The organism is Streptococcus suis, assembly GCF_046032115.1.
Lineage (GTDB): Bacteria > Bacillota > Bacilli > Lactobacillales > Streptococcaceae > Streptococcus > Streptococcus suis_AJ.
In genome coordinates this window covers 1-26,541 of sequence record NZ_JARQOZ010000034.1, presented here as the reverse complement: position 1 = coordinate 26,541, position 26,541 = coordinate 1, and the positions used below count along the sequence as shown (strand labels likewise).

Below are 26,541 nucleotides of genomic sequence, written 5' to 3'. Positions count from 1 at the left end.
TTTTAGTGTACCCTGTTTTCTAAAAAAACAACTAGATTTTTCTCAACTTTCTATTGACTTTTTACCACTAGACTTAATGGCAACGATGTAAATCAGTTGCCTTGGCACTGTATCTCCATCAATCGACTCAATCTCATAGGTTTGACCACGAAATTGAATGTGAGTCGTTAAGGAATGAAGTCCAAGAATTGCCTTATCATACCTGAGGGTGAACTGGACTTTCTCTTGTTCCAGTTTCGTCACACTCCCATCCCTTTCGGTCAAGGTGAGAGGACGACAAGAGCACCACCGTTCAAATAAAGGTATCCATGTCGAAGTTTCATTTCCAATATCATCTTGAACAATCTGTCGAACATGAAACGACAAGCGTTCCCTCAAAGGTGCAATCTTCATCAGAACACATCCTTTCGTTCTGCCAACAATAAGTGATAAAGTGTTTCTTTTAACTCTCTATGATTTGCATCTTCTCTGTGTTCATAAAGATAGGCAACCCCGTATAGGATTGCCGTCTTTAGAACTTCTGAATAAATTGATTGTCGCAAAATATCTTCACAGAGTTGTTGACTGGTTTCAAGCAATTGCTCAATCAGTCCATCCTCATCATCGTGTTCCACTTTGAGATACTGTTTTGCTTCTACTAAACTGACCATCATTACTTAGCCTTCACAGTTAAAGTCTTAACGGCTTCAGGTAGGACTAACTTACCATCCACACGTTGTGAAGCAAGAAAACCAATCTGCCCATTATTGGCATAGAGTTCATTCAGACGTTTGAAGGTACGACCCTGACGATCCGCAATCCAATAATAAGAAAAATCGCCAAAAGCAATGGCTTTGTTTCCTGCTTCAGGTAGTGGGGCAAAGGTCGATGTATAATATGGACGATTCAAAATCAAATCTGGTTGTCCAGCTTGAGTGGATGGCTGCCAAATGTAATTACCGTTGTTGTCCTTGAGTTTACGGATAGCTTTGACAGTCGTATCATGTAAAATCCAAACTGCGTTCTTACGATAGGGTGCAGGTAGAGAATGATACAATTCAATCATGTCGTCAAAGGTAATATCCTTTGTAGCAGTCGTTGGACCTGTAACTTCTGCCTGAGTAAAGATACCTGTCGGTTTCTTAGAACCATCACCAATCAAGAATGCCTTTTCTTCTTCCGTTCCAATACGACGCGCAAATTCAGCTGTCATATAGGACTCAAGGTCAAAGACTGAATCGTTAAGCAACTCTTCTGAAATACGAATGGCAGTACCAATCTTATGAGAGTCGAGTGTCACCTGACCAAAGGTTTCTTCTGTTTCTGGATATAAACCATTTTCATCCATCCATGAGGCTGATCCATGTCCAGTCACAACAGGAATCTTTCGCTCACCACTAGATGTTTTGATAACAGTCGCAAGGCTACGGAAGAAATTCTCTTCTTGTAATCCTTGAACTAGTTTCTTCTCATACTCATCTGGAACAAGATGACCGCCTTCGGTATCTTCCCCTACTCGAAGGACGTCTTTAACATCAAAGAAGTGACGCTTACGGACACTTGTCCAAAATGTCTTGGCATAGCTATCTGAAGCCACACCTTTCTTTTCCTCTTCAGTAGTCTTGTCATTCAAAACTGTAGTGGGCTGACCAATTAGAGCCTGTGATGCTGGTTGAGAAAGTTCAAGGTCAATCTTTTCTTGACGCTCCAATCGAGCAATTTCTTGATTGTAGAGGTTGATTTTTGCTTCCATGTCATCATAGCGTTTGGAATCTTCCTCTGATACCAGTCCGTCCTCTGAGCGAACAGAATCAAGGAAGGTTTTTGCTTGTTGCCAAGCTTGGTTACGTTTTTCTTTCAATTCAAGTAATTTAGACATGAGTTCATATTCCTTTCGTTATTTGAGCAAATTCAATCGTTTTTCCAACTGATTGATTGGGATTGTTTTCTTTGGTTGTTGGACTTCAAGTTTCGCCTGCATTTTTACAAGTAAATCTTGTTGGGCAGTATTTCGACTGAAAGAATAACTCTCAGTATCCATTCCCTGATCATCTTGTTTGTCAAAGAGAATCTTGTCCGCAAAGCCGAGCTCAACAGCCTTTTTGGCATTGAACCAAGACTCTGAGTCCATGAGGTGTGATAGCTTGGTTCTTGAAAGTCCAGTTCTTAATTCATAGGCATTGATGATGGATTCCTTAATCTCTCCCAACATTTCAATGACCTTCTGCATGTCCTTGGCTTCACCTTGTGCCACAGTCCAAGGGTTGTGAATCATCATCATGGCAACTGGACTCATAGAGACCGTTGTACCTGCCATGGCAATGACACTAGCAGCACTTGCGGCTAATCCATCAATCACTACATGGACATCACCTTTGTAATCCATTAACATGTTGTAGATTTGAGCAGCCGCAAAAACATCACCCCCTGGACTATTAATCCAGAGGGTGATGTCTCCGTTTCCTGCATGTAAATCATTTTTAAATACCTGTGGCGTGACTTCATCGCCAAACCACGTCTCATCAGCAATCTGCCCCTCTATTCTCAGAGTTCGACCACTATCATCTTCTGTAAAATTCCAAAACTTATGCATCCATATCCTCCTCAGATTGAGTTTCTTGTTCTGACGATACTTGTTTCATAAAGCCACCTGCATCCTTCAGTTTCGTCATGTTTCCATTTATCAAGTAGAGATTACCTCCTTCCTCATCTGAAAGGAGGTTTAAATCCTCAAGTTCACGAATATCATTTGTCGATAGCCAGCCATTTTGTCTCCCAATCGCATACCCATTCATTCGACTCTGATAATCGCCACGAAGAAGACCATCCACATTAAACTTCACAAAGTGGTTTTTCTTTTCTTCAGGTAAAAAAAGAGACCTCTTGAAAGCCTGTTCGAGACGAACTACCCAAGGGTCTAAGGTATATTTAACAAATTCTAGAGATTGTTGCTCAATGTTTGAAAATGAGGATTTCTCCAAGTCGCCAACCATATGAGGTGGAATTCGGTAGAGTCTTGCAATTTCATTGATTTGGAATTTTCTTGTCTGAAGAAACTGAGCTTCTTCAGGTGGTATGCCTACTTGAGTGTATTTCATCCCTTCCTCAAGGACTGCCACTTTGTGGGCATTGGTTACCCCATTATAGACTGCATTCCATGAATCTCTCACTCGTTTGGGATCTTTGAGAATACCTGGGTGTTCCAAAACGCCACCTGGATTTGCACCATTTTTAAAGAATGATGCCCCATAGTTTTCCGTAGCCAATGTCATACCGATAGCATTTTTTGCAAGGGCAATTGGAGAATAACCTATCAAGCCGTCAAAACCTAGACCAGGAACATGAAGAACATCTTCTGCTTTCAAAATAGCATCTCCCTTTTCCTTAAAGTTTGGATTTTCTTCTGACTGACGCTTGTATTTGTAATAGAGCTTTCCACTCTCGTCCCGATGTACAGACATTTTATCTGGCAAAAGTGGGTAGAGACTGATAACCTGTCCACTCCTATCTCGGATAATCTGGACATAGGCATTGCCCCATATCAGTAAATGTGTCATCAATGTTTCTCTAAAAACAAAGGATGACATCTCAGGGTTAGGTTCATCATGCAAGAGAAAATAAAGGGGATGTTCCACCTTTTTCTCCTTTCCAGTTGCCGTTCTCTCGTAAACATGAATGGGTAGTGAAGCTACTGCTTCAGCCAAGATACGGACACAAGCATAAACAGCAGTTGTCTGCATAGCTTTAAACTCATCCACATTCTCCCCACTGCTAGTTCGTCCAAACAGATATGAAAAGTCCTGGCCTTCATAAGTATTCCGTGGTTTATCCCTAGCACGCTTACGTCCCAATAAATCTAGTAGTCCCATAGTTCCTCCATTTGAGTACGAAAAAAGCACCTCAATTGAAGTGCTTTTCGTTTATTCTTAGATGGTTTTCATCTCTCCTTCTTCAAGAAGATACCAAGTTCAATCACTTTCTTGAAGTTATATCCTCAATAAGAAAAGTTTTAATGATTCCGAATGTATTCTAAAATTGCATCATAATCTAATTCTGATGAAGCTACTCCAAGTCCTAGCTTCACTATCTCATCATCAGTCTGATTTAACACGATACCATTTAATTCTAGGAAAATAATCATGACAAAAACTCCAATTCGCTTGTTCCCATCAAGGAAGGCATGATTATTAACTAGCGAATAACAAAGTCTAGCAGCCTTTTCTTCAATACTTGGATACTTCTCAACACCAAAATAAGTACTAAAAGCTGAAGATAGTGAAGATTCTATTAAACCAACATCCCTAACACCATCTAAACCCCCAGTAGCTTGAATTAACCTAGTGTGTAATTCAATAACCTGTTCAACAGTTAATACTTTCATTTTGCCAATTCCTTAAATGCATCAAGATGGCGTGATAAAACTGAAGTCGCAACTTCATCCAAAGTTGATTGTTCAACAACCGTAGGGGTTGCCTGTTCCTCTTTAATTAGACTCTGATAGTCCACTAATACATACTTTGGCGTATTATTTTTCAATATTACTGCAGTACCATTCGTATCGACCATACGAGCTACCTTAGAAAAGTTTTGATTTGCTTCAGAAATAGAGACTAAGTTTTCAATATTGATTTGCATGGTAATATCCTCCTTTTCTCTATTCTACCACTTTTTAGGATATATTCAACCTATTTAGGTTATTTTCATCCTAAAAGCTTAAAATACCACGTTCATCATACACACTTCCCTCGTCGATTTGATGGCGAATACAACGGTCCAGTCCCATAATGAGTGCTACAATACCGTCAATCTTCTCGACTGACTTTTCCTTATCAGGCTTGATATTGCCAGCGGGATCTTGCCTCATAACCACGTTTTGTCCCATCCATTTCAGAACAGGATGGCCACCATGTTGAATCTTGCCTTCCATCATAAGTTTATAAAGTTCCTTTGACGGTGGACTCATATCTTTATAACCTTGACCGAAAGGCACCATGGTCAAACCCATCCCTTCTAGATTCTGAACCATCTGTGTCGCATTCCAACGGTCATAGGCTATCTCCTTGATATGATAGATTTCCGATAAGTCTTCAATAAACTTTTCGATAAAACCATAGTGAACAACATTACCCTCTGTAGTTTTGATGTAGCCCTGACGCTCCCAAACATCATATAGAACATGGTCACGTCGACATCTCAGTTCCAGTGTATCCTCAGGTAGCCAAAAGTATGGCAATACGATATAATTTTCCTCTTCAAATCTAGGAGGAAATACCAAGACAAAAGCTGCTATATCGGACGTACTAGACAGGTCTAGCCCTGCATAGCAACTACGACCCTTGAGGCTATCATATTGGATAGGATGATTTCCCTTGGCATAGACATGTTCAGGAATCCAAGCAACACTTGAACTTGTCCACATATTTAGACGTAGCTGTTTAAAGACATTTTCTTCAGCAGGATTGTCAAGTGCCTGTTGGTAGGCTTCTCTAACACGGTCAATCCCAATAGTATGCCCTAGTGAAGGGTTGGCTCTTCTCCAGTTTGCTTCGTCATTCCAATCATCTTCATCGGATAATCCATAAACCACCGGATAGAATGACGTGTCCTTCTTTCTACCATTCAGAATATCCAATGCTTTGGTATGCAATTCATAACAGATGGAGTTCCTATCCGTTCCAGCTGTTGTGATAATAAAAAAGAGGGGTTGTTCCCTTGCGTCTCCTGACCCCTTGGTTAATACATCATACAAATGACGATTAGGCTGAGCATGGATTTCATCAAAGACCAAGCCAGATACGTTTAGTCCATGCTTTGTTCCAGTCTCTGCAGAAAGAACTTGGTAAAATCCCGCATTGGAATAATTCACTATCCTCTTTGTCGCCCCCATAATCTTTGAGCGTTTCTCAAGCGGTCTACTCATCTGTACCATCTGTTTGGCCACATCAAATACGATTGACGCTTGGTTTCGGTCACAAGCCGCACCATAAACTTCTGCACTGGCTTCATTATCCGCATATAGTAGATAAAGAGCGATAGCCGCTGCTAGCTCAGACTTACCATTCTTCTTTGGAATTTCAATATAGGCAGTTAAGAACTGACGGTTACCATCTTCTTTCACAATCCCAAATAGATCACGAACAATCTGTTCCTGCCACGGCAACAAATCAAATCGCTTTCCTGCCCACTTGCCTTTGGTATGAGAGAGGTTATTGATAAATGTTACTGCCCTATCAGCCTTTGCCTTATCATAGTGTGAGGAGGGAAGCATGAATGGACTTGGTTCATAATGATAACTCATAAAATTCCTCCTAACAAATCTTCCATTTCATCACCAGTACCAACTTCTGAATCCATCGTAGCTAATCGGTTTCGTGCCGAAGGTGTCAAACCAAACTGTTCACAGAACTTAAGCATGATTTTGAGGTTAGTCTGGCTGATAGAGACTTGAGGGACTTGTTGGAGATAGCCATTCGGAGTTTTGATAATGGATCCATGCTTGGAAAGGAACTCTTCCGCCTCTTTCCAGCGAGCGTAAGCTTGACAATATCCTGCAAATGCAGTCATGTCCATTTCGGTTAAAATTCCCATCTGTTCGAGAATTTTTCCCATCCGTTTCCACTCCTTCTTTGCATCATCTTCAAGCCACTGTGGGCAACGTGGGGCTTTTTGTTTGGGTTTGACTTCATTCGAAGGGAGTGGTCGCTTACCAGGATTTCCCTCAAGTATTTTCATATTCGTAGGCTTTGGTTTTCGCCCCCTGATTGCCACAATCTCACCTCCTTTAGAGTAAGAAAAAAAGAACTCAATTCGAGTTCCTTCTTAAAGTTCATTAAAGTTATCAAGAACAGCCTGACAAACTGTTCTATCAATGTCGTCCATGTTATCTATTTCATTCCCATATCTATATTTGTAGATATATTCACCATCACGTTTTATTGTCAGTATTCTAATCCATGCCCCGTCTATATTCCTTGGATCTGTTGTGTCTTCACGGAGAAACTCACAAACGTAATGTCTGTCTCCAACCGTTCGAGTCATAATTTCCCACATCTCACACTACCTTTTCTACGATATCAATTCCATACAAAACATTTAGGCAACTGCCGTTTTCCCACTTAACTAAGAGTGAACCAATGTCATCCACTCCAATCACAGTTCCAAGTGTGCCTTTAGGAACTGGATGTGGGTCATCCATTCTAACTAATCTAACCTTAGTCCCAACCGGATAGGTTGTCTTTAGGTTATTGAACATTTTTGCGTCCATGTTATTCTCCAATCTTTTCAAATGCCCATTTAACTGCATGCCCAAAGTCTTCGAATGTTCTTGCTTCTTGGTAAATGCGGTCAAATCTGCGTTCGAAGTTTTCAAACTCTTCAAGACTATCAGCCGTTTCGTAAATCTCAACTTCTGTTCCTTTATACCCATTAGATGCAACGATGACCCAATCTTTGTAAGGAATGATACTTGCGGTTGCTGGGTAGATTTCGTAAAGTTTTTCAAGTGTTGTTGTCATGGATTTGTTCTCCTCTTCTTTTGTTGTGTACATATTACCTCTAAAGGAGATATATATCCAGTCATTTCTCGATTATTTTGAAGATATTTTCGATAATTCTTCGCTTGCTAGAATGGCACAACCAATGGCATAGACAACTGTTACCGTTACACCATTTCCAGCTTGTTTATACAGTTGGGCATCGGAGTTTACTGCTTGGGCTTTCTCGAACAAATCATCCGAAAATCCTTGTAGTCGAAAACATTCTCGAGGGGTTAATCGTCTGATTTTTACAACTCGATCATTCCAAACCACAGCACCCATTTGACCACCGCATGATAGGTTATGGGCGATTCCTTTCCCAACTCTTGCTCGTCTAGTTGGAGAGTTGGGATAAGATAAATCCACCGAATCTCCAACCTCTGCAACTTGATAACCTTGCTTCGTACCATTTCTGACCTTGATTCCTTCAAGAACACCATGGCGGTCTTGAGAGGTCAATGTGAACATTGGCTCATCCTGTTCCTTGAGCCTACGTCCATTTTGACGTTTGTTGATTCGATTGGGTGTCAGAATAGGTTGAATTTCGAGTACTCCAGAATTCATCGCAGTCCGTTTTGTAGCTCCAGCAGTATATCGTGCGGTGATACAACGTGCCTCATCTGTCAACTTTGGTTCTGTCAAAGATTGGTCAATAAGATAAAGACCTGTCTTAGCACCCAGTCCTCCACCCTCACCAACAAGGGTTGTGGCAATTCCACTAGGGTCGTAGACACGATAGCTTTGCATGCCACCTACAAGTTGCTTAAGATGGCTACCGCTTTCTCCGCTGATAGGTAGTACTTTTCGTTGACCTCTGCTTCTAAGATGTCCGAGAGTGTAGATGCGTTCTCGATTTTGGGGAACTCCGTAGTCTTTTGAATTGAACACTTGCCACTCGAGGTCGTACCCTGCTTCATCCAAGATAGAGAGATAGTCGAGATAATCTCGTCCCCCGCCACTTGATAAAAGTCCCTTAACATTTTCAAGGAGTATCCACTCGGGTTTATCTTCTTCCTCTTGGCTTTGGATGATGTCAACAAATGTAAAAAAGAGTCCACTTCGTTCACCGTATAGGCCTGCTCGCTTTCCTGCGATAGACACATTTTGACAAGGGCTTCCCGCAGTCCATAAATCTGCTTTTGGAAGTTGTGTTGGGTCAATGCTTGTGATGTCGTCATGAAACCATTCTCCTTTCGTGTCGTACATTGCTTCGTAAGATTTTCTTGCAAACTTATCCTTTTCACAGTAACCGATACATTTGAAACCAGCTAATTCCAAACCACGACGAAAACCACCCACTCCTGCAAAGAAATCAAGAAAGGTTAGGCTCATACCGTCTCCTCCATCATTGAATAGGCTTCATCAAAGGTCAAAGTCTGTCCATCACGCAATACCGTCACGTTGTCGTTTCCTGTTGACTCTATATAACGTTTGACAATGACATCCACAAACTTCTCATCCAACTCAATGCCGTAACAAACCCTTCCAGTTTGGTCTGCGGCCATTAGGGTCGAACCAGAACCAAGAAATGGATCTAGGACAAGCGTTCCTCGCATCGATGAATTTTGAATAGGATAGGCCATGAGCGGAATTGGTTTCATCGTTGGGTGGTCTTTACTAGATTTTGGACGGTCATATTCCCAAATGGTTGTTTGTTTACGGTCACTGAACCATTGATGTTTTCCCTTTTGTTTCCAGCCATAAAGACAGTTATGAGTAACAATTCCATCTGCAATATAATGTTCATATTTTTCAACAGCAAGAGAATAAACAGGTCCACTGAATCCTTTTGTAAGAACCTCATCAATTATGCCCCAGTAAAAATTTTCTTTCGTTTCCTTTTCATAAGTTTTTGGAATTGGAACTTGCATAATTTGAGGTATCAGATTACAAGCATTGATGCGAGCAGTTACTCGTTTACTAAATGCCTCATGTCCATTTCCTTTGTGAATGAGTGGGTATTTGATATTTCGACCATAGTCAACAAGCAAACGTCTAGCGTTATCTAATTGAATTTGGCTATCCAAGTTATCATAAATCATATCGACATGATGAGTTGTGCGTTGAGTTTCTTTCTTTGGAAGTCCTCTATCCATTTCCCAATGAGTATAAGGAATACCGTACTTGAGGGCTAATAACTGTTCGTGGCACTGGGCTGTTACTTTATCATCAAATACATCAATGACCCAAGCCTCTTCACCTTTCTCACCACGAAGTCTCGTTTTCAAACCAAAGCCCCTCGAGTTATAGAGTTCAGTAATCCCTACACGCCAACGGTCTCCTTTACGCATAAGATAGGTACAATAATTGTTTTTCGTTGATTCATTAAAACGAACCGAAAACTGGTGGTTATCCGTAGCCCACGTTAATTTATTTCCAATTTTTATACCGTATAAGGTGCCATTATAATATCGAGAAGCTGTTTTTATCTCATAGCCACCATTACGCATCCCCAGAATTGTTCCTGAATAGGAATTGTAACTAATGACCCTATCACCATCCTTTAAGTCTTCTATTGGAACGGGACCATTTATAGTTTGAACAATCGTACCTGCCGGCTGACATGGTTCATGTTGCCACTGGTAGGGACTACGCCCAAGAACTAATGAGTTCTTCTTCCAAATACAACACCCACTGAGATAGAAACCTGCATCTTTAAATGCCTTTCGGAAGTTCAGTCCTTCCGTATCTGCATGGAATACATAGATTGAACCATCAGACTCCATATGTTTTTCTACTTGAGTGAACATATCAAAGAGAAACTGGTAAAAGTCACTATCAGGCATATTGTCATTGAGAATCTTTCCAGCTGTTTCTTCTACATTAACATTATAGGGAGGGTCAGTCACAACCAAGTTTGCCTTTTTATCACCTAACAGTTGGTCATACGTTTCAGCTTTAGTTGAATCGCCACAAATCACTCGATGCTTACCAAGTTGCCAAATGTCACCTCGTTTTGAAAAGGTCGGTTTCTTCAATTCCTCTTCAACATCAAAGTCATCATCTGATAGGTCTTTATCATGGACATTTGATAGGATATCGTCAATTTCTGGTGGTTCAAAACCAGTCAGGTCGAGATTGAAATCTGACTCCTGTAAATCCAAAAGCAAGTCCGCCAAAAGTTGGTCATCCCATTGACCGGTGATTTTATTAAGGGCAATGTTTAAGGCCTTTTCATCTTCCTTGGATAAATCGACAATGACACATTTGGCAGTTTCATAGTCTAAGTCCTTCAATACAGTTAATCGTTGATGGCCACCAATAACCGTCAAATCTTTATTGACGATGATGGGGTCAACGTAGCCAAACTTGAGTAGGCTTTGCTTAATCTTTTCATACTCCTTGTCACCCTTTTTGAGTTTTTTTCGAGGATTGTAAGAGGCTGGGTGTAGTTCAGATAATCGAATCTCTCTAATTTCCATTGTTGGTTGACTTGTCATTGGTTTCTCCTTTATAAAATCGTGATTGAATGTAACACGAATGGCTACAATATTTTCTATTTGGATTGGCATAAGATAAAAATAACCTACCACATTGTTGGCAAGTCAAATCTTCATATGCGGTTTTTGATTTATCGTGTTCGTCAGAATGAGTGGTCCACCAAACCTTACGACACTTATCCGAACAGAACTTCTTTGGTCTTCCAGTTTTTTGGATTGATAGTAGCTGATAACACTGTTGGCAGCGAAGTCCATCATTCTGGTCGGCTTTTGCCATCTGCTTTGTCGCAGCACCATGACCAAGCAATGCTGGATTTCGTTTACAGTATTTCTTAACGGAATCTCTAGACAGTCCTGTAGCCTTACCGATTAAGCCATAGCCAAGACCTTCTGCTCGCATTTTCCAGATTTGTTTGCGTTGACTTTCGTCCATTTGTTTTCCTTTCCAGCAAAAAAGGACTAAAAACAACTATTTTCACCATTGTTTCTAGCCTTTTTCACTATTTTTATTACCAAAATGACATACTAGGGAACGCTACATCCCCACATTAGAAACGTGATAACGGTGGGAAGGAACGTCAAAATGAAGCGATTTTAATGTACCCGCTTGCGAATTTTGCGAAATTGCACGTTTGAGGGGGCGTCGGTCTTAGTCTCCCAAGGGTTTAGAGATTTCATCCCCCCTCCCCCAACGGGTGAAAAATGAGATACTTTTGTAACGAAACTCCAAGACTAAAATCGATATGTATACTCCACATATCGGTCAGTCGTCTTGGTCTTTCTATCATGACAAGACTTACAAAGTGCTTGCCAGTTAGATTGATTCCAAAAGAGTTCTTGGTCACCTCGGTGGGGTGTGATATGGTCAACAACAGTTGCCTTGGTCAGTCGACCTTTGGATTTGCATTGAACACAGAGTGGATGAACTTTTAAGTAACGAAGTCGTGCTTTGGTCCACTGGCCATTGTATCCTTTGGCTTTGGTTGACTTGGCATCCAATTGGTGGTTTGCTTTATGGTTGTCACAATACTTGTGACCATAAGGTACTAAGTTAGGACAACCATTTTGTTTACAAGGTGTACTTGGTCTTCTTGGCATATTACTTCTCCCAAGGAAGATAGGCTTTCGTGAAATGCCCGAAGCAAGTTGTTTTGGTGTAGTCTACATTCAAGAGATTAAGTTCTTTAATGATACCTTGTGGTGTTAAATCGTACCGCTCACAAATCATTCCTTCCAGTTGTTGTGTGGTGTAGCGACTCGTTCCAAAGGTTTCTACATACACTGACACAGGTTCTGCAACTCCAATGGCGTAGGCTAGTTGTACTTCACATCGTTTTGCATACCCTTCACGAACAATATCCTTGGCAATCTTTCGTGCCATGTATGCTGCTGAGCGGTCAACCTTGCTTGGGTCTTTTCCAGAGAAAGCACCGCCACCATGATGTGCAAAACCACCATAGGTATCGGCCACAATTTTTCGACCAGTAACTCCTGCATCCGCAAACGAACCACCAAGAACAAAACGTCCGGTCGGATTGACTAGAACTTTGAAATCTAGATTCTAACGGTAACGAAGTGCTACTGACATCATAGCTTCAGTCACAATTCGTTTCACTTTGGCAAGGTTGGCTATTTCAGTATGTTGGATGGAAACTAAAAAGGTATCAATCCGTTTCTTCTCATAGTCGTAGGATACCTGTGCTTTCGCATCCTTTCCAAGTAAGGGGTGACCAAGCGACATCAGTTTCTCAAGGACTCGGGTTGCTAGAACATAAGGAAGTGGCAGGTACTCAGGTGTTTCGTCTGTCGCATAACCAAACATCATTCCTTGATCACCAGCACCTCCATTATCTACTCCTTGTGCAATATCTGAGCTTTGGAGTCCAAGTAGGTTAGTTACCCGAACATTTTTCATACCAAGTGGCTCGACAACCTGACGAACAATGTTCTCGAGATTAAAGTAATGTCTAGTTGAAATTTCACCAGCTACCACAACTTGGTTATCCTTGATTAAAGTCTCAACTGCCACTCGACTTGATTTGTCATACTTTAGACACTCCGTCAAAATGGCATCTGAAATCTGATCACAGATTTTATCTGGGTGTCCAACTGAAACTTGTTCACTAGAAATAATCATAATTCCTCCACGCAAAAAGCCCAACCTTTATGAGGCTAGGCTTTACTTTATTTTACTGATTTTTGGCCTGCTTCGTAGGCTCTCTCCAATGCTCTTTTGATACCCCATACCGAAACATCGTAGAAGTCAAGATTGTCGCTCCAACGTTTTTCCAAGGTTTCTACAAAAAGTTCTTCTTTTGCAATTTCTGTTAAAAGGGCATTGAGTTTTTCTTGTTGACGCTTTGTCATGGTATTGTTCTCCTCTTCTTTTGTTGTGTACATATTAACTCTAAAAAGGAGATATATCCAGTCATTTCTGCATAAATTTAAAGATATTTTAAACAGTTAAAACCATCAAAACCGCCTCAAGAATGGCTTCACGTTCTTCTGTTTCAGGATAGAGTTCCCATCCTCTGTCGTAAGAAACGATTGTTTCTTCAGCTACTTCAATATCTAATTTGAAAATACATCCAAGGTCAATTCCAACTTCTGAAGGTTGGGGACTAACCTTGGCAATGTAATCCACTTTTTGTCCCTGATAATCAATCCGTCCGTCAGTCCACATGGTTATTCTCCTTTGGTTTTTCTAGGTTTATATTACCCTATCAGCCAAAGAATATCCAGTCATTTGAGGGAGATTTTTATCTTTTTTGACATCTTAAGTATATCACATGTCTAGGTTGAAAATCAGTACTAAACCAGTACAAATTTAGTGCTAATTTAGTACCAATTTAGTGCACTCAACCATCACTAGATAGGGATGTGATAATCTTCCACCTTAAGTTCAAGACTTTTTGAAGTCCAACGATAACACTTGCGTAATTGTTTTAGAATCTTACGCCTACGATAAGCAAGTGTTGAATGACTGATTTCATAAATCTCTTCTAGTTCAGTCCAACTCTTGCCTAAGTAAATTAAATCCTTGGATAATGGCTTCAAATCCTCAGGTATTAGCTCCATAACGAACTCAAAGTAGTAAAGATCCATTTTTAAGCAGTAGTAGGTATTAAGCAAACTACTGAGGTACTCTTGATTTTCTTGTTCTTGTTTTTCTCTAAAACTAAGAGAAATCAGCTCACTACGACCATGGTTTTTACTTTTCTTGACCTTTTCATGCTCTGACTTCTCAAATACCAGTGACTGAATCACACTATTCTCTGAGATAGGTCGATAGTTGAGCAATTTCTCCTGAACTAAATGTAACTTCATTTTCATGTCACGATAGTTTTTAGCTATATATTCCACCTTATCCATCTGCCCCTCCTACTTGTGCTTTAACAGCTTCAATCAGCCGTTCTTGTTGTGCATCTTTGTTTTCTAGTGCCTTGAGAATTTCCTCATCAATCGTTCCTTCAGTCACAATGTGTTGAATAACAACAGTCTCAGCCTCCTGGCCTTGACGCCAAAGCCGTGCATTCGTTTGTTGGTATAATTCCAATGACCACGTTAAACCAAACCAGACCAAGTGGTGACCACCTTTTTGGAGGTTCAACCCATGACCAGCTCCTGCTGGATGAAGTAAGCCAACTGGTACATTACCCTTATTCCATTCACGAATATCTTCTTCTGTTTTTAACACCCGACTCGTTACCTTGAGTTTAACTAATCGACCCATAATCCGAGCCAAGTCATGTTTGAACCAATAGGCAACTAAGACAGGTTCTCCATTCGCGGATTCAAGGATATCTTCAAGGGCATCTAGTTTCTGTTCATGAAGTGGCACAACCGTATGATCATCAGAATATACGGCTCCATTGGACAACTGAACTAACTTGTTCGTAAGACTTGCAGCATTGGCAGCAGTTACTTCTAATCCATCAAACTCTGACAATACATACTCTTTCTTAAACTGAATGTATTTTTCTTTTTCCTTTTCTGTCATACGAACCAGTTTCTTGGTTGAAATTAATTCGGGCATATCCAGATAGTCTAAGGCTTTCATGGAAATGGTAATATCACTAATCTTGTCTTGAATTTGACACTCAGCGTAGTCCATGGGGATGTATTCATAGACAATATTGCCATTGCGACGACCTTCTTCAAAGTAGCGACTACGAAACTCACCAATGAATCGACCAAGACGTTCCCCACCATCAATGACCTTGAACTCTGCGAACAAGTCCATCAGTCCATTAGAACTCGGTGTTCCAGTCAACCCAACGATACGTTTCATGTAAGGTCGCATAGCCATGAAGGCTTTGAAACGCTTGGATTGCCATGACTTGAAAGAACTCAATTCATCAATTACTACCATATCCCACTTGAAATACGGACTGCATTGTTCCACCAACCAAGGTAGGTTTTCACGATTGACGATATAGATATCCGCATCTTTCTGAAGAGCTTCCTTTCGTTGCCTGGGAGTACCGACAATTTTCGAATACCGTAAGTGACGCAACTCAGCCCATTGCTCAATCTCATCACTCCAGACAGTATTTGCGACGCGCAGTGGGGCAATAACCAAAACCTTTGTGACTTCAAATCGGTCAAACATCAATTCATTCACTGCAGACAAGGTTGTTGCCGTCTTCCCCATCCCCATGTCTAGGATGACTGCCGCATAAGGGTGACCTATGATGAAGTCCTTGGCGACTACCTGATAGTTATGTAATGTCAATTTCATCTAGCACTTCTCCAATCATCTCAATGCGGTCAATCACATAAACCTTGAAACCTAACCGTGCGAACAGTTTATGCCTTGACACTTGTAACTCCCTTGGCTTTTGGTCAGGAGACTTCACTTCCACCAAGCCAAACTTGCCCTTGGGTAAAAACACTAGCCTGTCTGGTACACCAGAAAAAGATGGAGATACCCATTTAGGACAAATCCCTCCACGCTTTTTCACTTCACTCACTAACTTCTGTTCTACAATTTTTTCTCGCATAATAAATCCTCTCGTCAAAACATCGCCAAGGAAAAAGTGTATCTCACGATAGTCAGTTACATTACTTTCCTATATCTCTTTTATCTTTTTTATTTTTTCTTATATCTAAGTTATAGAAAAGACCTACTAAACCTGCACTTTAAATCTTCCTATGGCAACTTTTGTATGTGACATTCTCGACATGCACTTTTTAACTCCAGTGAAAGTCGTGACAGTTTTGTATAAACTTTTCTCTTCACTAAAAACATCAACTTTCAGCTACTCTGATAATCACTCTGTGACTTAACTATCACGACATGCACTAACACCTCCTATTGCTAGAGGCAACTTGCACTGATTTACACTGTTAATCAAGGAAATCATCATCTAATTTCAACTGTAAACCTTTCACTATAACACCTTTGTTTGTTCTTTTTTTGGTGAAACCAGCATTCGCAAGAGCTGTGTAAAAATCCGTTGTGCTGCGCGTGTACTCATTGATACCAGCACAATAAGCTCGATAAGCTGAGTAAAGTTCTCCTGATTTCTCAGTTAATTGGTCGCCGATTTCACAACAATCACCAAGAAACTGACCCATCCAATCATTAGCTTCTCGATAGGCAGACACAGATTGAGCAACAACCTTTGGCAGAGTTAACTTGAAATTGGCATTGATTGCTTTCTCTGCACCTTCAATAATCCATGACATAATTGCCTCGGATGCTTCCTCGTACAGGTAGTCCGCAAAGTTTTTGATATCTGACCGACCTGTGATTTTGGCATTAAAAGGAATGACAATCAGACGTCTCCAAATCCCATCATCGTTCGCACCTACTTTTGGTAGATGGTTGGTGTAAAGAACTAGCGTGTGTGATGGCACAAAATGAAATGGTGCCTTGTACTTCTTCTCAGCTAAGATTTCATCTGTCGAACAAAGTTGTTTAACCATTGAAGTGTTCAACCGCATTCCCTCACTCATCTCAGATGCAATAATAAGACGTTTTCCTTTTAACTCTGCCATTTCAGGGCTAACATTTCGTCGGACACTCATGGTTAGAGCATCTGCCGATAATTTGCCTGAGTAGTTGCCCAGCACTCGTGCAATGGTATTCCAAAAGGTAGACTTGCCGTTTGCCCCACTGCCGTAAGCGATAATAAGGTGCTCTTGGTAAACCTTACCGATAGCAGCCATACCCACCACCATCTGAACGTAGTCGATTAGTTCTTGATTACCACAAAAGAAAGTTGCTAGAGTCTCTAGCCACAAGCCTTTTCCCTTATCGCTTGGCGAAGCTGTTGCCATCTTCGTGATATAGTCAGTTGAATCATGATCTTTTACACCAGCTAAGCCCTGGGATAAGTTAATGGTGGCTTTAGGAGTATTGAGCAACATTTCATTGTTATCAAACTCAGACACACTCATCCGAACCATGTGTTTAGCGGTTTTAACGATAGCTGAGAGATGGCGATAATCACGATATTTCATGACAAATTTATGGAAGTCAAATGCTTTCTTGTACTCCTTAAAGGCTGATAATTGACTTGGTCCATCAAGGGCTTTTTCAATGGCTTTAACCCCCTTAAAAATCAGTTCCTCTGAAATACCTGTTTGGATGAGCCGTTTTGTCTTATCCTCTAGGTTGGCATCTGCTACTGCTAGTTGCTCATCCAAGAAAACATGAACCTGTCGCATGGCCAATTGCTCATCCTCCACCCAGTGTTTCCCATTGAAAGCAAGATAGTCAGTCTCACGAGTAAAAGCAATTCGGTCTCCATATTCACGAGCTAACAGTCCTGCTTCACCAATATCGGTATAGTCATCAGGTCGCATGGCTTCTCGGTTATAGGCCTCAGGTGATACATAATCTTGTGACTGCTTAATGGTTCGATTGTAAAATCGGACTGCACTTCCCCAGATGGTATCTAACTCTGTTTTATCAAGTGGCGGTACACATTTCTGTGCCTGCTCATCATAACCATCCCTAGCTTCTTGGGTCACGCCTAACCGTTTGAGAATTCTCGCAGCAAATACTGACATCGTTGAATTACGACTTCCTTGCTGGATTGGTCCACTGGAAGGAGTATAGAAGTCTGCATCGAAATCTTCCTCGTCATCAATAGACACAGCTTGAAACAAATCTTCATCAATAGTTAGCCATGAATCATGCCATATAACCTGTGCATTTGGATTTCCAAAGAAGAAACGTGCCGCATCCTTGGCATTATCATCAAAAAACTTGTATTGATTACAAAGTTCTTCCTTCATAGCTACGTAGACATCTTTATCAGTTACCTCATTGATTTGGAAGTAAATATGATATTTTGGTCTTGGAGCTTTTCCTGCCTTTGCCTGCAAATGACTTCTACTAGTTACCAAAGCAAAGTTGTAATCCGCAAAGATTTCTTTTAATCGCTCGACCGTCATCCATTCATCTGGATTTTCAGAATGGTCATTATCAATATCCATGACCAAAACGTCCGACTGGATGAAATTGGTATTTGAGCGTGTATTGTTTAAAAACAGCCCTGCCACATGGTCAAATTGCGCAACAGTTTGTAGCGATATTTCATCAGTAATAGTAACTTGATTGGGATAGACCGTGGTTGTCTGAACCCCATTCTGTCCTGAATGAGATAAGTTAAATTGCATTATGCACCCTCCATATTTTTGCAGTAATTTTAGAAATATATCTTCTTAACTTACTAAGTAAGAATCTGACAAATTTTTCCGCTCTTTCAGAAAAAAACATTCAAAAAAATAGAAGTTTCCTATTAAATTGCACAGGAAACTTTTTTGATATTCAAAAATTTTTTCAAATCTAACGGAAAAACATCACTTGGTTCTACTTAGTAATGTGTAAGAGGTATGTCTAAAAAAATCTCTTGCAAAGTGGAAAATTTAATAAAAACCTTACTTAGTAAGATAGGAGGACCAAATATGGTAAACGAACCATACATCAAACCTGATGAAGACGTAGCTGATACTCTCATAGCTATCAGCGTCATCTCAAAACTACTCGCTAAAAAAATTATGGAGGAAGAAAGTAATGAGCAAAATGAAAGAACTGAATAGACTAATTCATGATATGGAAGAAACTGCAAAATACTATCTTCGATTGGTGGATGAGTTCAAGAGACTCCTCACTTCTGGGGAAGAATCTGTGCCGAAACCGAATCATACTAAATCTGAGTCACAAAGGGAAATTCAATTGGAAGAGGTCCGTGCAGTCCTTGCGACCAAAGCTAAAGACGGATTTAAGAATGAGGTTCGTGCTCTTCTAAATGCTTACGGTGCTTCTTCTCTATCAGCACTTGACCCTAAACACTTTGCGGCAGTCCTTGAAGAAGCTGGAGGGATTGGTAATGACTAACCACGCCATTCTATCCGCATCTGCATCACATCGTTGGTTGAACTGCCCACCATCTGTTCGCCTTACAGAGGAACTACCAGGAACAACATCTGAGTTTGCTCTTGAAGGTACTGATGCTCACGAGTTGTGTGCTTATCTAGTCGAGAAAGCTTTGGGTAGGAATGCGCGTGATCCAACTGAGGAATTAGCATTTTACAATCATGAAATGCAGGATTGCGCAGAAGAATACTGCAATTATGTCATGGAACAAGTCGAGAAAGCCAGAGGCTACTCACGTGACCCTACAGTTCTTGTCGAACAACGACTGGACTTTTCTAAGTGGGTACCTGAAGGGTTTGGAACTGGAGATTGCCTTATTGTGGCAGACGGACTTCTTCAGGTTATTGATTATAAGCACGGACTTGGTGTTCTAGTAGATGCAAACTACAACCCGCAAATGATGTGTTATGCCTTGGGTAGCATTGAAATGTTTGATGGACTTTATGATTTTGATAAAGTCACCATGACCATCTTTCAACCACGAAAACATAACATTTCTACCTTTGAGATGGAAAAAGCTGACTTGCTTGAATGGGCTGAAAACGTACTCGTTCCAAAAGCTGAACTTGCTTTCAAAGGTAAGGGGGAGATGCAGTCTGGTAAACACTGCCAATTCTGTAAACTCAAGAATATCTGTCGCAAACGTGCTGAGGATAATTTGGCACTAGCCAAGATGGAGTTTGCGAATCCAGATACCCTTGATAACGAGGACATTGCAGAGATTTTGCCTAAACTAGATTTGTTAATTTCATGGGCAAACGACATCAAAGCTTATGCATTAAATCAAGCAAAAGATGGACATCCTATCCCAGGATACAAACTGGTTGAAGGTCGCTCTGTTCGAAAATTCTCAGATGAGTCAGCCGTTAGCCAAGCAGTGATTGAAGCAGGCTATGACCCTTATGAGAAGAAACTGCTCACTATCACTGCCATGACTAAGTTACTTGGCAAGAAAACTTTTAACGACCTACTTGGTGGTCTCGTAATAAAACCAAGTGGTAAACCAACACTCGTTCCAATTGACGATAGCCGTCAAGAGATGAACCTAGCAAAAAATGAATTTAAAGAGGAATAACAATATGACAACTAAAGTAATTACAGGACCAAACACTCGCTTCAGCTACTTAAATGCCAATGAGCCAAAATCTATCAATGGTAGCACTCCTAAGTACAGTGCCTCTCTCATCATCCCAAAAGATGATACAGTCACCATTAACAAGATTAAAGTAGCCATTGAACAAGCCTATAAAGAAGGTGAGTCAAAACTCAAAGGTAACGGTAAATCTGTACCTGCTCTATCTACTCTGAAAACTCCCCTACGTGACGGTGACCTTGAACGCCCTGATGATGAAGCATACAAAAATGCTTACTTTGTGAATGCCAACTCTCCACACAAACCTGGGGTGGTTGATGGCAATCGTCAAGAAATCATTGATAGTTCAGAATTGTACTCTGGTATCTACGGACGTGCTTCTATTACCTTCTATGCTTTCAATTCAAATGGTAATAAAGGGATTGCTTGCGGTTTAAACAACTTGCAAAAATTGCGTGATGGCGAGCCCCTCGGTGGACGCACTAGTGCTGAAGATGATTTTGCGACAGAAGATGATGATGACTTTTTGAGCTAGAAATGGAGAATTAGATTGATGATGTATACTATTTTAACTTGTACTTTAATGGGAATTTGGGTGGTAATAGCACTATACTTTGGATATATGACCATTAGAAATGACATTCGAAATGAAATGGAACGAAGGGCTAAACGAAAGAAAGAAAAACTTAGTCAAACACCACTCAGTCGAAAAAACAAATAGAACTCAAGGTGGCAGTCTTCTGTCACCTTTTTCAGAAAGGACAAACTATGCCAATTAAAGAGATCAGTATAGACATCGAAACTTATTGTGAAATTGACTTACGAAAATCTGGTGTCTATCGCTATGCGGAAGATGACAGTTTTGAACTCCTTCTGTTTGCGGTATCTGTCAATAATGGACCAGTGACTGTTTACGACTTAACTAAAGAGAAATTACCACAAGACATTCTTGAAACTTTAGTAGACGATAGAGTCATCAAATGGGCTTTCAACGCTTCATTTGAACGAATTTGTCTATCAAACTGGCTCAAGAAACATCATCCTGATTTGTTGTCAGATGGATTTCTCTCCCCAGTTTCATGGCGATGTAGCATGATTTGGTCAGCCTATCTAGGACTTCCCCTCTCCCTTAAAGGAGTTGGAACAGTTCTCAAACTCAAAGACCAAAAGTTAAAGGAAGGTGGAGATTTAATCCGCTACTTCTGTCTTCCCTGTAAGCCAACCAAAGTCAATGGGGGACGAATTCGCAACTTTCCACATCACGCGCCTGACAAGTGGTCTACCTTTATCGATTACAACAGACGTGATGTTGAGGTCGAATTGGCCATCAAGGAACGACTGAAAAACTTCCCAGTACCTGATTTTGTTTGGGATGAGTACCTCCAGGATCAGATTATCAATGACCGTGGTATTGGCATAGATGTTGACTTTGTCAAAGCAGCAATCAAAATTGATGCAGAGAGCAAAGCCAAAATTCAAGACGAGTTAAAAGCATTAACTGGCCTTGAAAATCCCAACTCTGTTCTTCAGATGATCGGTTGGTTACGAGAACACGGAGTGACCACCGATTCACTGGATAAGAAAGCTGTGAAAGAACTCCTCAAAACAGTCGATGATAAAACGGCAAAAGTCCTCAAACTTCGTCAGCAAGCTGCCAAATCAAGTGTGTCTAAATACCAGGCCATGATGAACTGTGTGTGTAAAGACGGTCGAGCAAGAGGAATGTTTCAATTTTACGGAGCAAACCGTACAGGTCGATGGGCTGGTCGCTTGGTGCAACTTCAGAACTTACCACAGAACCATCTTCCTAACTTAGAGGAAGCTAGAGAACTTTTCAAAACCGGTGACTTAGAAGCTACTGAGCTACTCTACGATACTCAGGATACCTTATCGCAACTTATCCGTACGGCTTTCGTTCCAAGTGAAGGAAAGAAATTCATTGTTTGCGACTTTTCAGCAATCGAAGCTCGTGTCCTGTCCCACTTGGCAGGGGAGAGATGGCGTAGTAAGGTATTTGAACTAGGAAAAGACATCTACTGTATGTCCGCTTCTCAGATGTTTGGAGTACCAGTTGAAAAACACGGACAAAATTCTGAATTGAGACAAAAAGGAAAAATTGCGGAACTTGCTTGCGGATATGGTGGTTCAGTCGGTGCACTCAAAGCCATGGGAGCAATTGATATGGGACTATCGGAGGAAGAACTCCAACCACTAGTGAACTCTTGGCGACAAGCAAATCCCAATATCGTTCTCTTATGGTGGGATGTCGATAATGCTGTAAAGACTGCTGTAAAGGAACAAATTCCAACATCTACTCACGGTATTCAATTTGAAGTAAGAAGTGGCATTCTATTCATTACACTCCCATCTGGTCGTAAATTAGCATATATTAAACCAAGAATTGGAGAGAACCAGTTCGGTGGAGAGTCCGTCACTTATGAGGGAACTGGAACTGCTAAACGTTGGGAGAGGTTAGAAAGTTATGGTCCAAAATTTGTGGAGAACATTGTACAAGCTATCAGCCGTGACATTCTTGCTTACTCTTTGAAACAACTGAAAGAGTTTAAAATTGTAGGACATGTACATGATGAAGTAATAATCGAATGCCCAATGGAACAAAAACTTGATGAGATTGCATTATTAATGGGGATTGCACCAGACTGGATGTCTGATATTAACCTTCGTGCCGATGGATACGAATGCATATTCTATCAGAAAGATTAGCAAAAAATCGCCACCTCACAATTGAGATGGCGATTCTGTTATTTATTTAATTCTTTGTAAAGCTCAAACCCTTCTTTCTTAGTATTATTGACTTTTTTATAGCCTGCAGATTTCTGAACTCCTAGTTTTTCAAAGATTTCCTTATTCTCATAACCATCAAATAGCATTTCCAAAATTTCTGGTGCTTGAAAGTTTGATTCTGCAAGTTTTGATTTCAAAAACTCAAATTGATCCATGAATAGATAAAGCTCAATCCCATCATCAATAACTGGTAAATCTTGTTTCTCTGTGAATGCTTCCCAGGATGAAACTTTAGGGGCATTTTTACTCGGCTTACGAAAATCTTTGAGATAATCATTAACTGAGTTGTTATACCACCAGACCATCTGTTCATAGTCCTCTTCTGCGACTGGAACAAAGGCAGTTAGTATTGAAATACCCATGATACGACATTGACGAAACGTGCCACGTAGCAAACCTGAATGATGTGAAGTCATGTAGTAATCCTGTACAAACATAGGTGCTAGTACTTCACTTTCAGTTGGATGTACTCCAGTTGATGAAGATTGAGCTTGGCAGTAGTTGAAAAAGTTGACATTGATTGTCATGATTGATTGGCTTTCCAGTTAATACCGAAAGCACACATGACAAATCAAGGCATGCAAAAAATATTCTTGACCGCATAGTTACTTTCCTCTATGTTATCGGTCAGCCAATTTCACAAGCTGAAATAGTTTCCCACCATCTCTACATCTGAAATTATGGTCATCGTCATGACTCCGTATTGACAGAAGGTGTTCTTGATAAGTCTAGTATAGTACCATTGAACGAAATGGTACACAGCAAAAAATGAGGGGTAGAACAGCTTCCCTCATTCAATAAAATCGTTAAAATCAGTGTTTTTGAAACTTCCTTTCACATACTTAACTTGATGACCTCCACTCTCAAATACACGCATAACAAACAAAAAAACACCCCTCAAAATTTGAAGGGTGTCGTTAAAATTATTTTTCCCAAAATTCAGGAATCTTCATCTCTATCAACTTCTGGTTGCATTCATAAGCTCCCAAATGATAGTAATATCTCAGCAACATCTTATAAGCACAATGAGTCGGCATCTCATCTCTAAATGTTGTACCACTCTTTTCAATCAACTTTAAGCTAAAGTCAGGATATAGCTTCATTCCAAGAGTAATCCCCATCATCTTTTCCAGTTTCCTACTCGCATCTCTTTGAGTTTCAAAACGCTGAATAGTAGATAAACTAACACCTGATGCCTCAGCAAGATCTTCTTGAGTGATGTTTTTGCGTGTACGATGGTAGATAAGCATGGCACAAAAGCCACTCGGCATCTCATCATTGATTCTGACTACCTCTTCAAATATTCGTCCACTATCTAGAATTATTGAACCATTAACAATATTGGTGAACTCAGAGAAATCCACCTCTATTTCAACCGTCGATTTTCCACGATACATCACATACTCATTAAAGATAGTGATCGATATAGACTTATTTTTATCTGTCTTATAGAAAATATCAAACAATAGGCAACACTCATCCATATGTTTGTATGCATAGTCTGTCATTTCGTAAATACCGTACTCCACCATGTTCACATATTGAGGATCATTCAAGCAAAAATGGTTATCCACATAAACATATCGACCTGAATCCATCAACTTCCTAAACTGTTCATTCTTCCAACTCAACAGACAAGCGTTGGGAAAGGCAATAGTGAAGCTTTTGTTTTCAGTCATAGCTTTAAGTTCACAACCATAGCTTCGTAGATATTCATCTCCAACGAAATTATAAATGCCTTCAAATTCATGATAGCCCAATTGTTGTAACCGAATTTTAGCCGCTAGGCGAGAGACCTGAAAGAATTCTGCGAGGTCATCTATGATTCTTTCAAACATGGTTAATTTCTCATCACTAGCATATTTTAAGGAGTAGTCTGTAAAGAGTTGATTGACCTTTTGCCTTGTCATGGACTTAGGCATCAGAATTCTAGCAGCAATTCCATTTGCCTGCCACTCCATCCAGTCATAGTCTCTCCACTCTGATGAACTAGAGATAGTGTTATCTCTTAGACTACTACTTCGTTTATGATTCTGATCAAATAGCATTTTATACTCATTATGATGACGATGGAGCAACCAGTGAACTGATTCATGGACTATTGTATTATTATAACTCCCTTGATTACGCAAGCAGATAACTTCGGGATCTACTAAAATAGTCTTTTTCTTCACGAGTCTTGATTCTGGAGTATCCTCATCATAAAATAGAACTTCTGTATCTTTGAAGACCATCTCTCCAAAAATGGAACTATCCTCTGTTAACTTACCCTCCATCTTAGTCAATCCGATATTGGCAAGATAGCCATCAATCGGCAAAGCCATGGGAGCTTCTAGTGCTTGAGGGTAATATTGCTTCAAAATTCCTTCCGCAATCTCATCCATATCCTTAGCTTTAATGTATGGAACAAATTCTGGACTAAGACCTAATTCACTATTATCATAATCTTTTGGATCAAAGGGATTAACCTGAAGAACTGTAAAATTATGTATTCCTTCATTCAACTCATACTCAACCGTCATTCTTAACCACAGATTGGCACTATCTATTTCATAGCCATACTTCGTCTGCCCCTTAATTTCAAGAGAAGCAATGACCTGAAGTTCAGAAACAATTATTCCGTCTCTAACTTTACGAGACAAGACTTTCTTTATCGCAAAATCATCCAACTTCTTAAAGTTTGGGTCTTCAACAGTATGTGACTTGACCGATATATAGGAACGGTGGTGGTAAATATAATTATCTACTGCTTTGAAAATATCGTTATAATAGTTTGATTGAAGCAATTTTTCGAATGAATTAAACGCCATATCCTGTTCTCCTAAAACATAGTGCTATCGAGATTTGAATTACAAACATACCTACTCTTTACTCTTGCTTTATATTATACACTATGATATAATTTTGTCAATCTATAAAATGACAAAAGGGGTGAGAAAATGTTTTCTGCCAGTAAGTTAAAAGAATATCGATTAACCAATCATCTATCCCAAACAGCTATCGCAAACGAACTAGGGGTCACAAGAGCCACACTGTCTGCTTGGGAGACAGGCAAAACTGTCCCTAATAAGAAACACCTCAAAGAACTGGCTCAAGTCCTCCATATAGAAGCAAGTAACCTTCAAGAAGAACATCCCCACCTCACCCTCTACAAACAACTCAACAAGACAAACAAAAAGAAGGTCGATGAGCTAACTCACAACCTTCTCATGGAACAAAAGGGTTCTGTTGCAAAGTTTTAAATAAAGAATAAAATCCCTTACGGTATCTATGATTTAAGCTGGGATTCCCAATAAT

28 protein-coding genes and 4 pseudogenes are annotated in these 26,541 nt (G+C 40.2%); 6 read left to right on the top strand and 26 right to left on the bottom strand.

Annotated features, from left to right (window positions below; all coding sequences use genetic code 11):
- Positions 1 to 42: 42 nt before the first annotated feature.
- From P7J36_RS09415 to P7J36_RS09300, 24 genes and pseudogenes are all read right to left on the bottom strand, one after another.
- Entirely contained in the window at positions 43 to 393 is a 351-nt protein-coding gene (locus P7J36_RS09415) for a head-tail adaptor protein (protein ID WP_408551955.1), read from the bottom strand.
- On the bottom strand, positions 393 to 650 hold the full coding sequence (locus P7J36_RS09410) for a head-tail connector protein (protein ID WP_041179162.1): 258 nt from the start codon (positions 648 to 650) through the stop codon (positions 393 to 395). Before P7J36_RS09410 ends, P7J36_RS09415 begins: the two co-directional genes overlap by 1 nt.
- A 2-nt stretch (positions 651 to 652) precedes the next feature.
- Positions 653 to 1,858 (bottom strand): phage major capsid protein, encoded by a 1,206-nt coding sequence (locus tag P7J36_RS09405; protein ID WP_105243675.1) that lies wholly within the window; start codon positions 1,856 to 1,858, stop codon positions 653 to 655.
- An 18-nt stretch (positions 1,859 to 1,876) separates the two neighbouring features.
- Positions 1,877 to 2,572 (bottom strand): head maturation protease, ClpP-related, encoded by a 696-nt coding sequence (locus P7J36_RS09400; protein ID WP_408551954.1) that lies wholly within the window; start codon positions 2,570 to 2,572, stop codon positions 1,877 to 1,879.
- Positions 2,565 to 3,848 (bottom strand): phage portal protein, encoded by a 1,284-nt coding sequence (locus tag P7J36_RS09395; protein WP_408551953.1) that lies wholly within the window; start codon positions 3,846 to 3,848, stop codon positions 2,565 to 2,567. The genes P7J36_RS09400 and P7J36_RS09395 overlap by 8 nt, the downstream gene beginning before the upstream one ends.
- Positions 3,849 to 3,988: 140 nt before the next feature.
- Positions 3,989 to 4,360: a type II toxin-antitoxin system death-on-curing family toxin gene (locus P7J36_RS09390; RefSeq protein ID WP_024399328.1), complete on the bottom strand. Its 372-nt coding sequence runs from the start codon at positions 4,358 to 4,360 to the stop codon at positions 3,989 to 3,991.
- On the bottom strand, positions 4,357 to 4,614 hold the full coding sequence (locus P7J36_RS09385; RefSeq protein ID WP_018374772.1) for a type II toxin-antitoxin system Phd/YefM family antitoxin: 258 nt from the start codon (positions 4,612 to 4,614) through the stop codon (positions 4,357 to 4,359). Before P7J36_RS09385 ends, P7J36_RS09390 begins: the two co-directional genes overlap by 4 nt.
- A 70-nt stretch (positions 4,615 to 4,684) precedes the next feature.
- Positions 4,685 to 6,277: a terminase large subunit gene (locus P7J36_RS09380; RefSeq protein WP_044777374.1), complete on the bottom strand. Its 1,593-nt coding sequence runs from the start codon at positions 6,275 to 6,277 to the stop codon at positions 4,685 to 4,687.
- Positions 6,274 to 6,747 carry a phage terminase small subunit P27 family gene (locus P7J36_RS09375; RefSeq protein WP_044679090.1) on the bottom strand — a complete coding sequence of 158 codons (474 nt, stop codon included), beginning with the start codon at positions 6,745 to 6,747 and terminating at the stop codon, positions 6,274 to 6,276. Before P7J36_RS09375 ends, P7J36_RS09380 begins: the two co-directional genes overlap by 4 nt.
- A 283-nt stretch (positions 6,748 to 7,030) precedes the next feature.
- The gene (locus P7J36_RS09370) at positions 7,031 to 7,243 is read right to left on the bottom strand and encodes a DUF4314 domain-containing protein (RefSeq protein WP_408551952.1); all 213 of its coding nucleotides are present in this window, start codon (positions 7,241 to 7,243) and stop codon (positions 7,031 to 7,033) included.
- 1 nt (position 7,244) lies between these two features.
- A complete protein-coding gene (locus P7J36_RS09365) occupies positions 7,245 to 7,493 on the bottom strand; it encodes an Nmad4 family putative nucleotide modification protein (protein WP_395378260.1) in 249 nt (82 codons plus the stop codon).
- A gap of 72 nt (positions 7,494 to 7,565) precedes the next feature.
- The gene (locus tag P7J36_RS09360; protein ID WP_408551951.1) at positions 7,566 to 8,846 is read right to left on the bottom strand and encodes a DNA cytosine methyltransferase; all 1,281 of its coding nucleotides are present in this window, start codon (positions 8,844 to 8,846) and stop codon (positions 7,566 to 7,568) included.
- Positions 8,843 to 9,223 (bottom strand): annotated as a pseudogene (locus tag P7J36_RS09355) (DNA-methyltransferase); the annotation flags it as partial. The pseudogene P7J36_RS09355 and the gene P7J36_RS09360, both read right to left, overlap by 4 nt.
- A 27-nt stretch (positions 9,224 to 9,250) precedes the next feature.
- Positions 9,251 to 9,385 (bottom strand): annotated as a pseudogene (locus tag P7J36_RS09350) (hypothetical protein); the annotation flags it as partial.
- Positions 9,386 to 10,075: 690 nt separating this feature from the next.
- A pseudogene (locus P7J36_RS09345) lies at positions 10,076 to 10,954 on the bottom strand (ParB N-terminal domain-containing protein); the annotation flags it as partial.
- The gene (locus tag P7J36_RS09340) at positions 10,926 to 11,387 is read right to left on the bottom strand and encodes a hypothetical protein (RefSeq protein WP_044688781.1); all 462 of its coding nucleotides are present in this window, start codon (positions 11,385 to 11,387) and stop codon (positions 10,926 to 10,928) included. The gene P7J36_RS09340 and the pseudogene P7J36_RS09345, both read right to left, overlap by 29 nt.
- 299 nt (positions 11,388 to 11,686) lie before the next feature.
- Complete coding sequence (locus P7J36_RS09335) at positions 11,687 to 12,052, bottom strand: HNH endonuclease (protein ID WP_024376932.1); 366 nt, start codon at positions 12,050 to 12,052, stop codon at positions 11,687 to 11,689.
- 1 nt (position 12,053) lies between these two features.
- Positions 12,054 to 13,091: pseudogene (gene metK, locus P7J36_RS09330) on the bottom strand (methionine adenosyltransferase).
- Between the two features lie 47 nt (positions 13,092 to 13,138).
- On the bottom strand, positions 13,139 to 13,321 hold the full coding sequence (locus tag P7J36_RS09325) for a DUF6900 domain-containing protein (protein WP_024388637.1): 183 nt from the start codon (positions 13,319 to 13,321) through the stop codon (positions 13,139 to 13,141).
- A gap of 88 nt (positions 13,322 to 13,409) precedes the next feature.
- Positions 13,410 to 13,637, bottom strand: coding sequence for a DUF7678 domain-containing protein (locus P7J36_RS09320; protein ID WP_032462756.1), 228 nt, complete (start codon positions 13,635 to 13,637; stop codon positions 13,410 to 13,412).
- Between the two features lie 185 nt (positions 13,638 to 13,822).
- Positions 13,823 to 14,326: a hypothetical protein gene (locus tag P7J36_RS09315; protein WP_011184696.1), complete on the bottom strand. Its 504-nt coding sequence runs from the start codon at positions 14,324 to 14,326 to the stop codon at positions 13,823 to 13,825.
- On the bottom strand, positions 14,319 to 15,695 hold the full coding sequence (locus P7J36_RS09310) for an SNF2-related protein (RefSeq protein WP_398584836.1): 1,377 nt from the start codon (positions 15,693 to 15,695) through the stop codon (positions 14,319 to 14,321). The genes P7J36_RS09315 and P7J36_RS09310 overlap by 8 nt, the downstream gene beginning before the upstream one ends.
- On the bottom strand, positions 15,676 to 15,957 hold the full coding sequence (locus P7J36_RS09305) for a VRR-NUC domain-containing protein (protein WP_029185055.1): 282 nt from the start codon (positions 15,955 to 15,957) through the stop codon (positions 15,676 to 15,678). Before P7J36_RS09305 ends, P7J36_RS09310 begins: the two co-directional genes overlap by 20 nt.
- Positions 15,958 to 16,303: 346 nt before the next feature.
- On the bottom strand, positions 16,304 to 18,586 hold the full coding sequence (locus tag P7J36_RS09300) for a phage/plasmid primase, P4 family (RefSeq protein ID WP_408551950.1): 2,283 nt from the start codon (positions 18,584 to 18,586) through the stop codon (positions 16,304 to 16,306).
- Positions 18,587 to 18,802: 216 nt separating this feature from the next.
- Between P7J36_RS09300 and P7J36_RS09295 the strand changes: the two genes are divergently transcribed.
- The 5 genes from P7J36_RS09295 to P7J36_RS09275 all read left to right on the top strand — a co-directional run bounded on the left by P7J36_RS09295 (position 18,803) and on the right by P7J36_RS09275 (position 23,163).
- Positions 18,803 to 19,009: a hypothetical protein gene (locus P7J36_RS09295; RefSeq protein ID WP_142350740.1), complete on the top strand. Its 207-nt coding sequence runs from the start codon at positions 18,803 to 18,805 to the stop codon at positions 19,007 to 19,009.
- Positions 18,984 to 19,307, top strand: a complete 324-nt coding sequence (locus P7J36_RS09290; RefSeq protein WP_208546488.1) for a hypothetical protein — start codon at positions 18,984 to 18,986, stop codon at positions 19,305 to 19,307. Before P7J36_RS09295 ends, P7J36_RS09290 begins: the two co-directional genes overlap by 26 nt.
- Positions 19,300 to 20,421, top strand: a complete 1,122-nt coding sequence (locus P7J36_RS09285; RefSeq protein ID WP_408551949.1) for a DUF2800 domain-containing protein — start codon at positions 19,300 to 19,302, stop codon at positions 20,419 to 20,421. The genes P7J36_RS09290 and P7J36_RS09285 overlap by 8 nt, the downstream gene beginning before the upstream one ends.
- A gap of 4 nt (positions 20,422 to 20,425) precedes the next feature.
- The gene (locus P7J36_RS09280) at positions 20,426 to 20,974 is read left to right on the top strand and encodes a DUF2815 family protein (protein ID WP_099809791.1); all 549 of its coding nucleotides are present in this window, start codon (positions 20,426 to 20,428) and stop codon (positions 20,972 to 20,974) included.
- A 233-nt stretch (positions 20,975 to 21,207) separates the two neighbouring features.
- The gene (locus tag P7J36_RS09275; protein ID WP_408551948.1) at positions 21,208 to 23,163 is read left to right on the top strand and encodes a DNA polymerase; all 1,956 of its coding nucleotides are present in this window, start codon (positions 21,208 to 21,210) and stop codon (positions 23,161 to 23,163) included.
- 38 nt (positions 23,164 to 23,201) lie between these two features.
- Here P7J36_RS09275 and P7J36_RS09270 read toward each other — a convergent pair whose 3' ends face one another.
- The gene (locus P7J36_RS09270) at positions 23,202 to 23,771 is read right to left on the bottom strand and encodes a hypothetical protein (protein WP_024376920.1); all 570 of its coding nucleotides are present in this window, start codon (positions 23,769 to 23,771) and stop codon (positions 23,202 to 23,204) included.
- A gap of 396 nt (positions 23,772 to 24,167) precedes the next feature.
- Positions 24,168 to 26,054 (bottom strand): ImmA/IrrE family metallo-endopeptidase, encoded by a 1,887-nt coding sequence (locus P7J36_RS09265; RefSeq protein ID WP_408551947.1) that lies wholly within the window; start codon positions 26,052 to 26,054, stop codon positions 24,168 to 24,170.
- Between the two features lie 129 nt (positions 26,055 to 26,183).
- Between P7J36_RS09265 and P7J36_RS09260 the strand changes: the two genes are divergently transcribed.
- Positions 26,184 to 26,486 (top strand): helix-turn-helix transcriptional regulator, encoded by a 303-nt coding sequence (locus P7J36_RS09260; RefSeq protein ID WP_029743928.1) that lies wholly within the window; start codon positions 26,184 to 26,186, stop codon positions 26,484 to 26,486.
- Positions 26,487 to 26,541 lie beyond the last annotated feature (55 nt).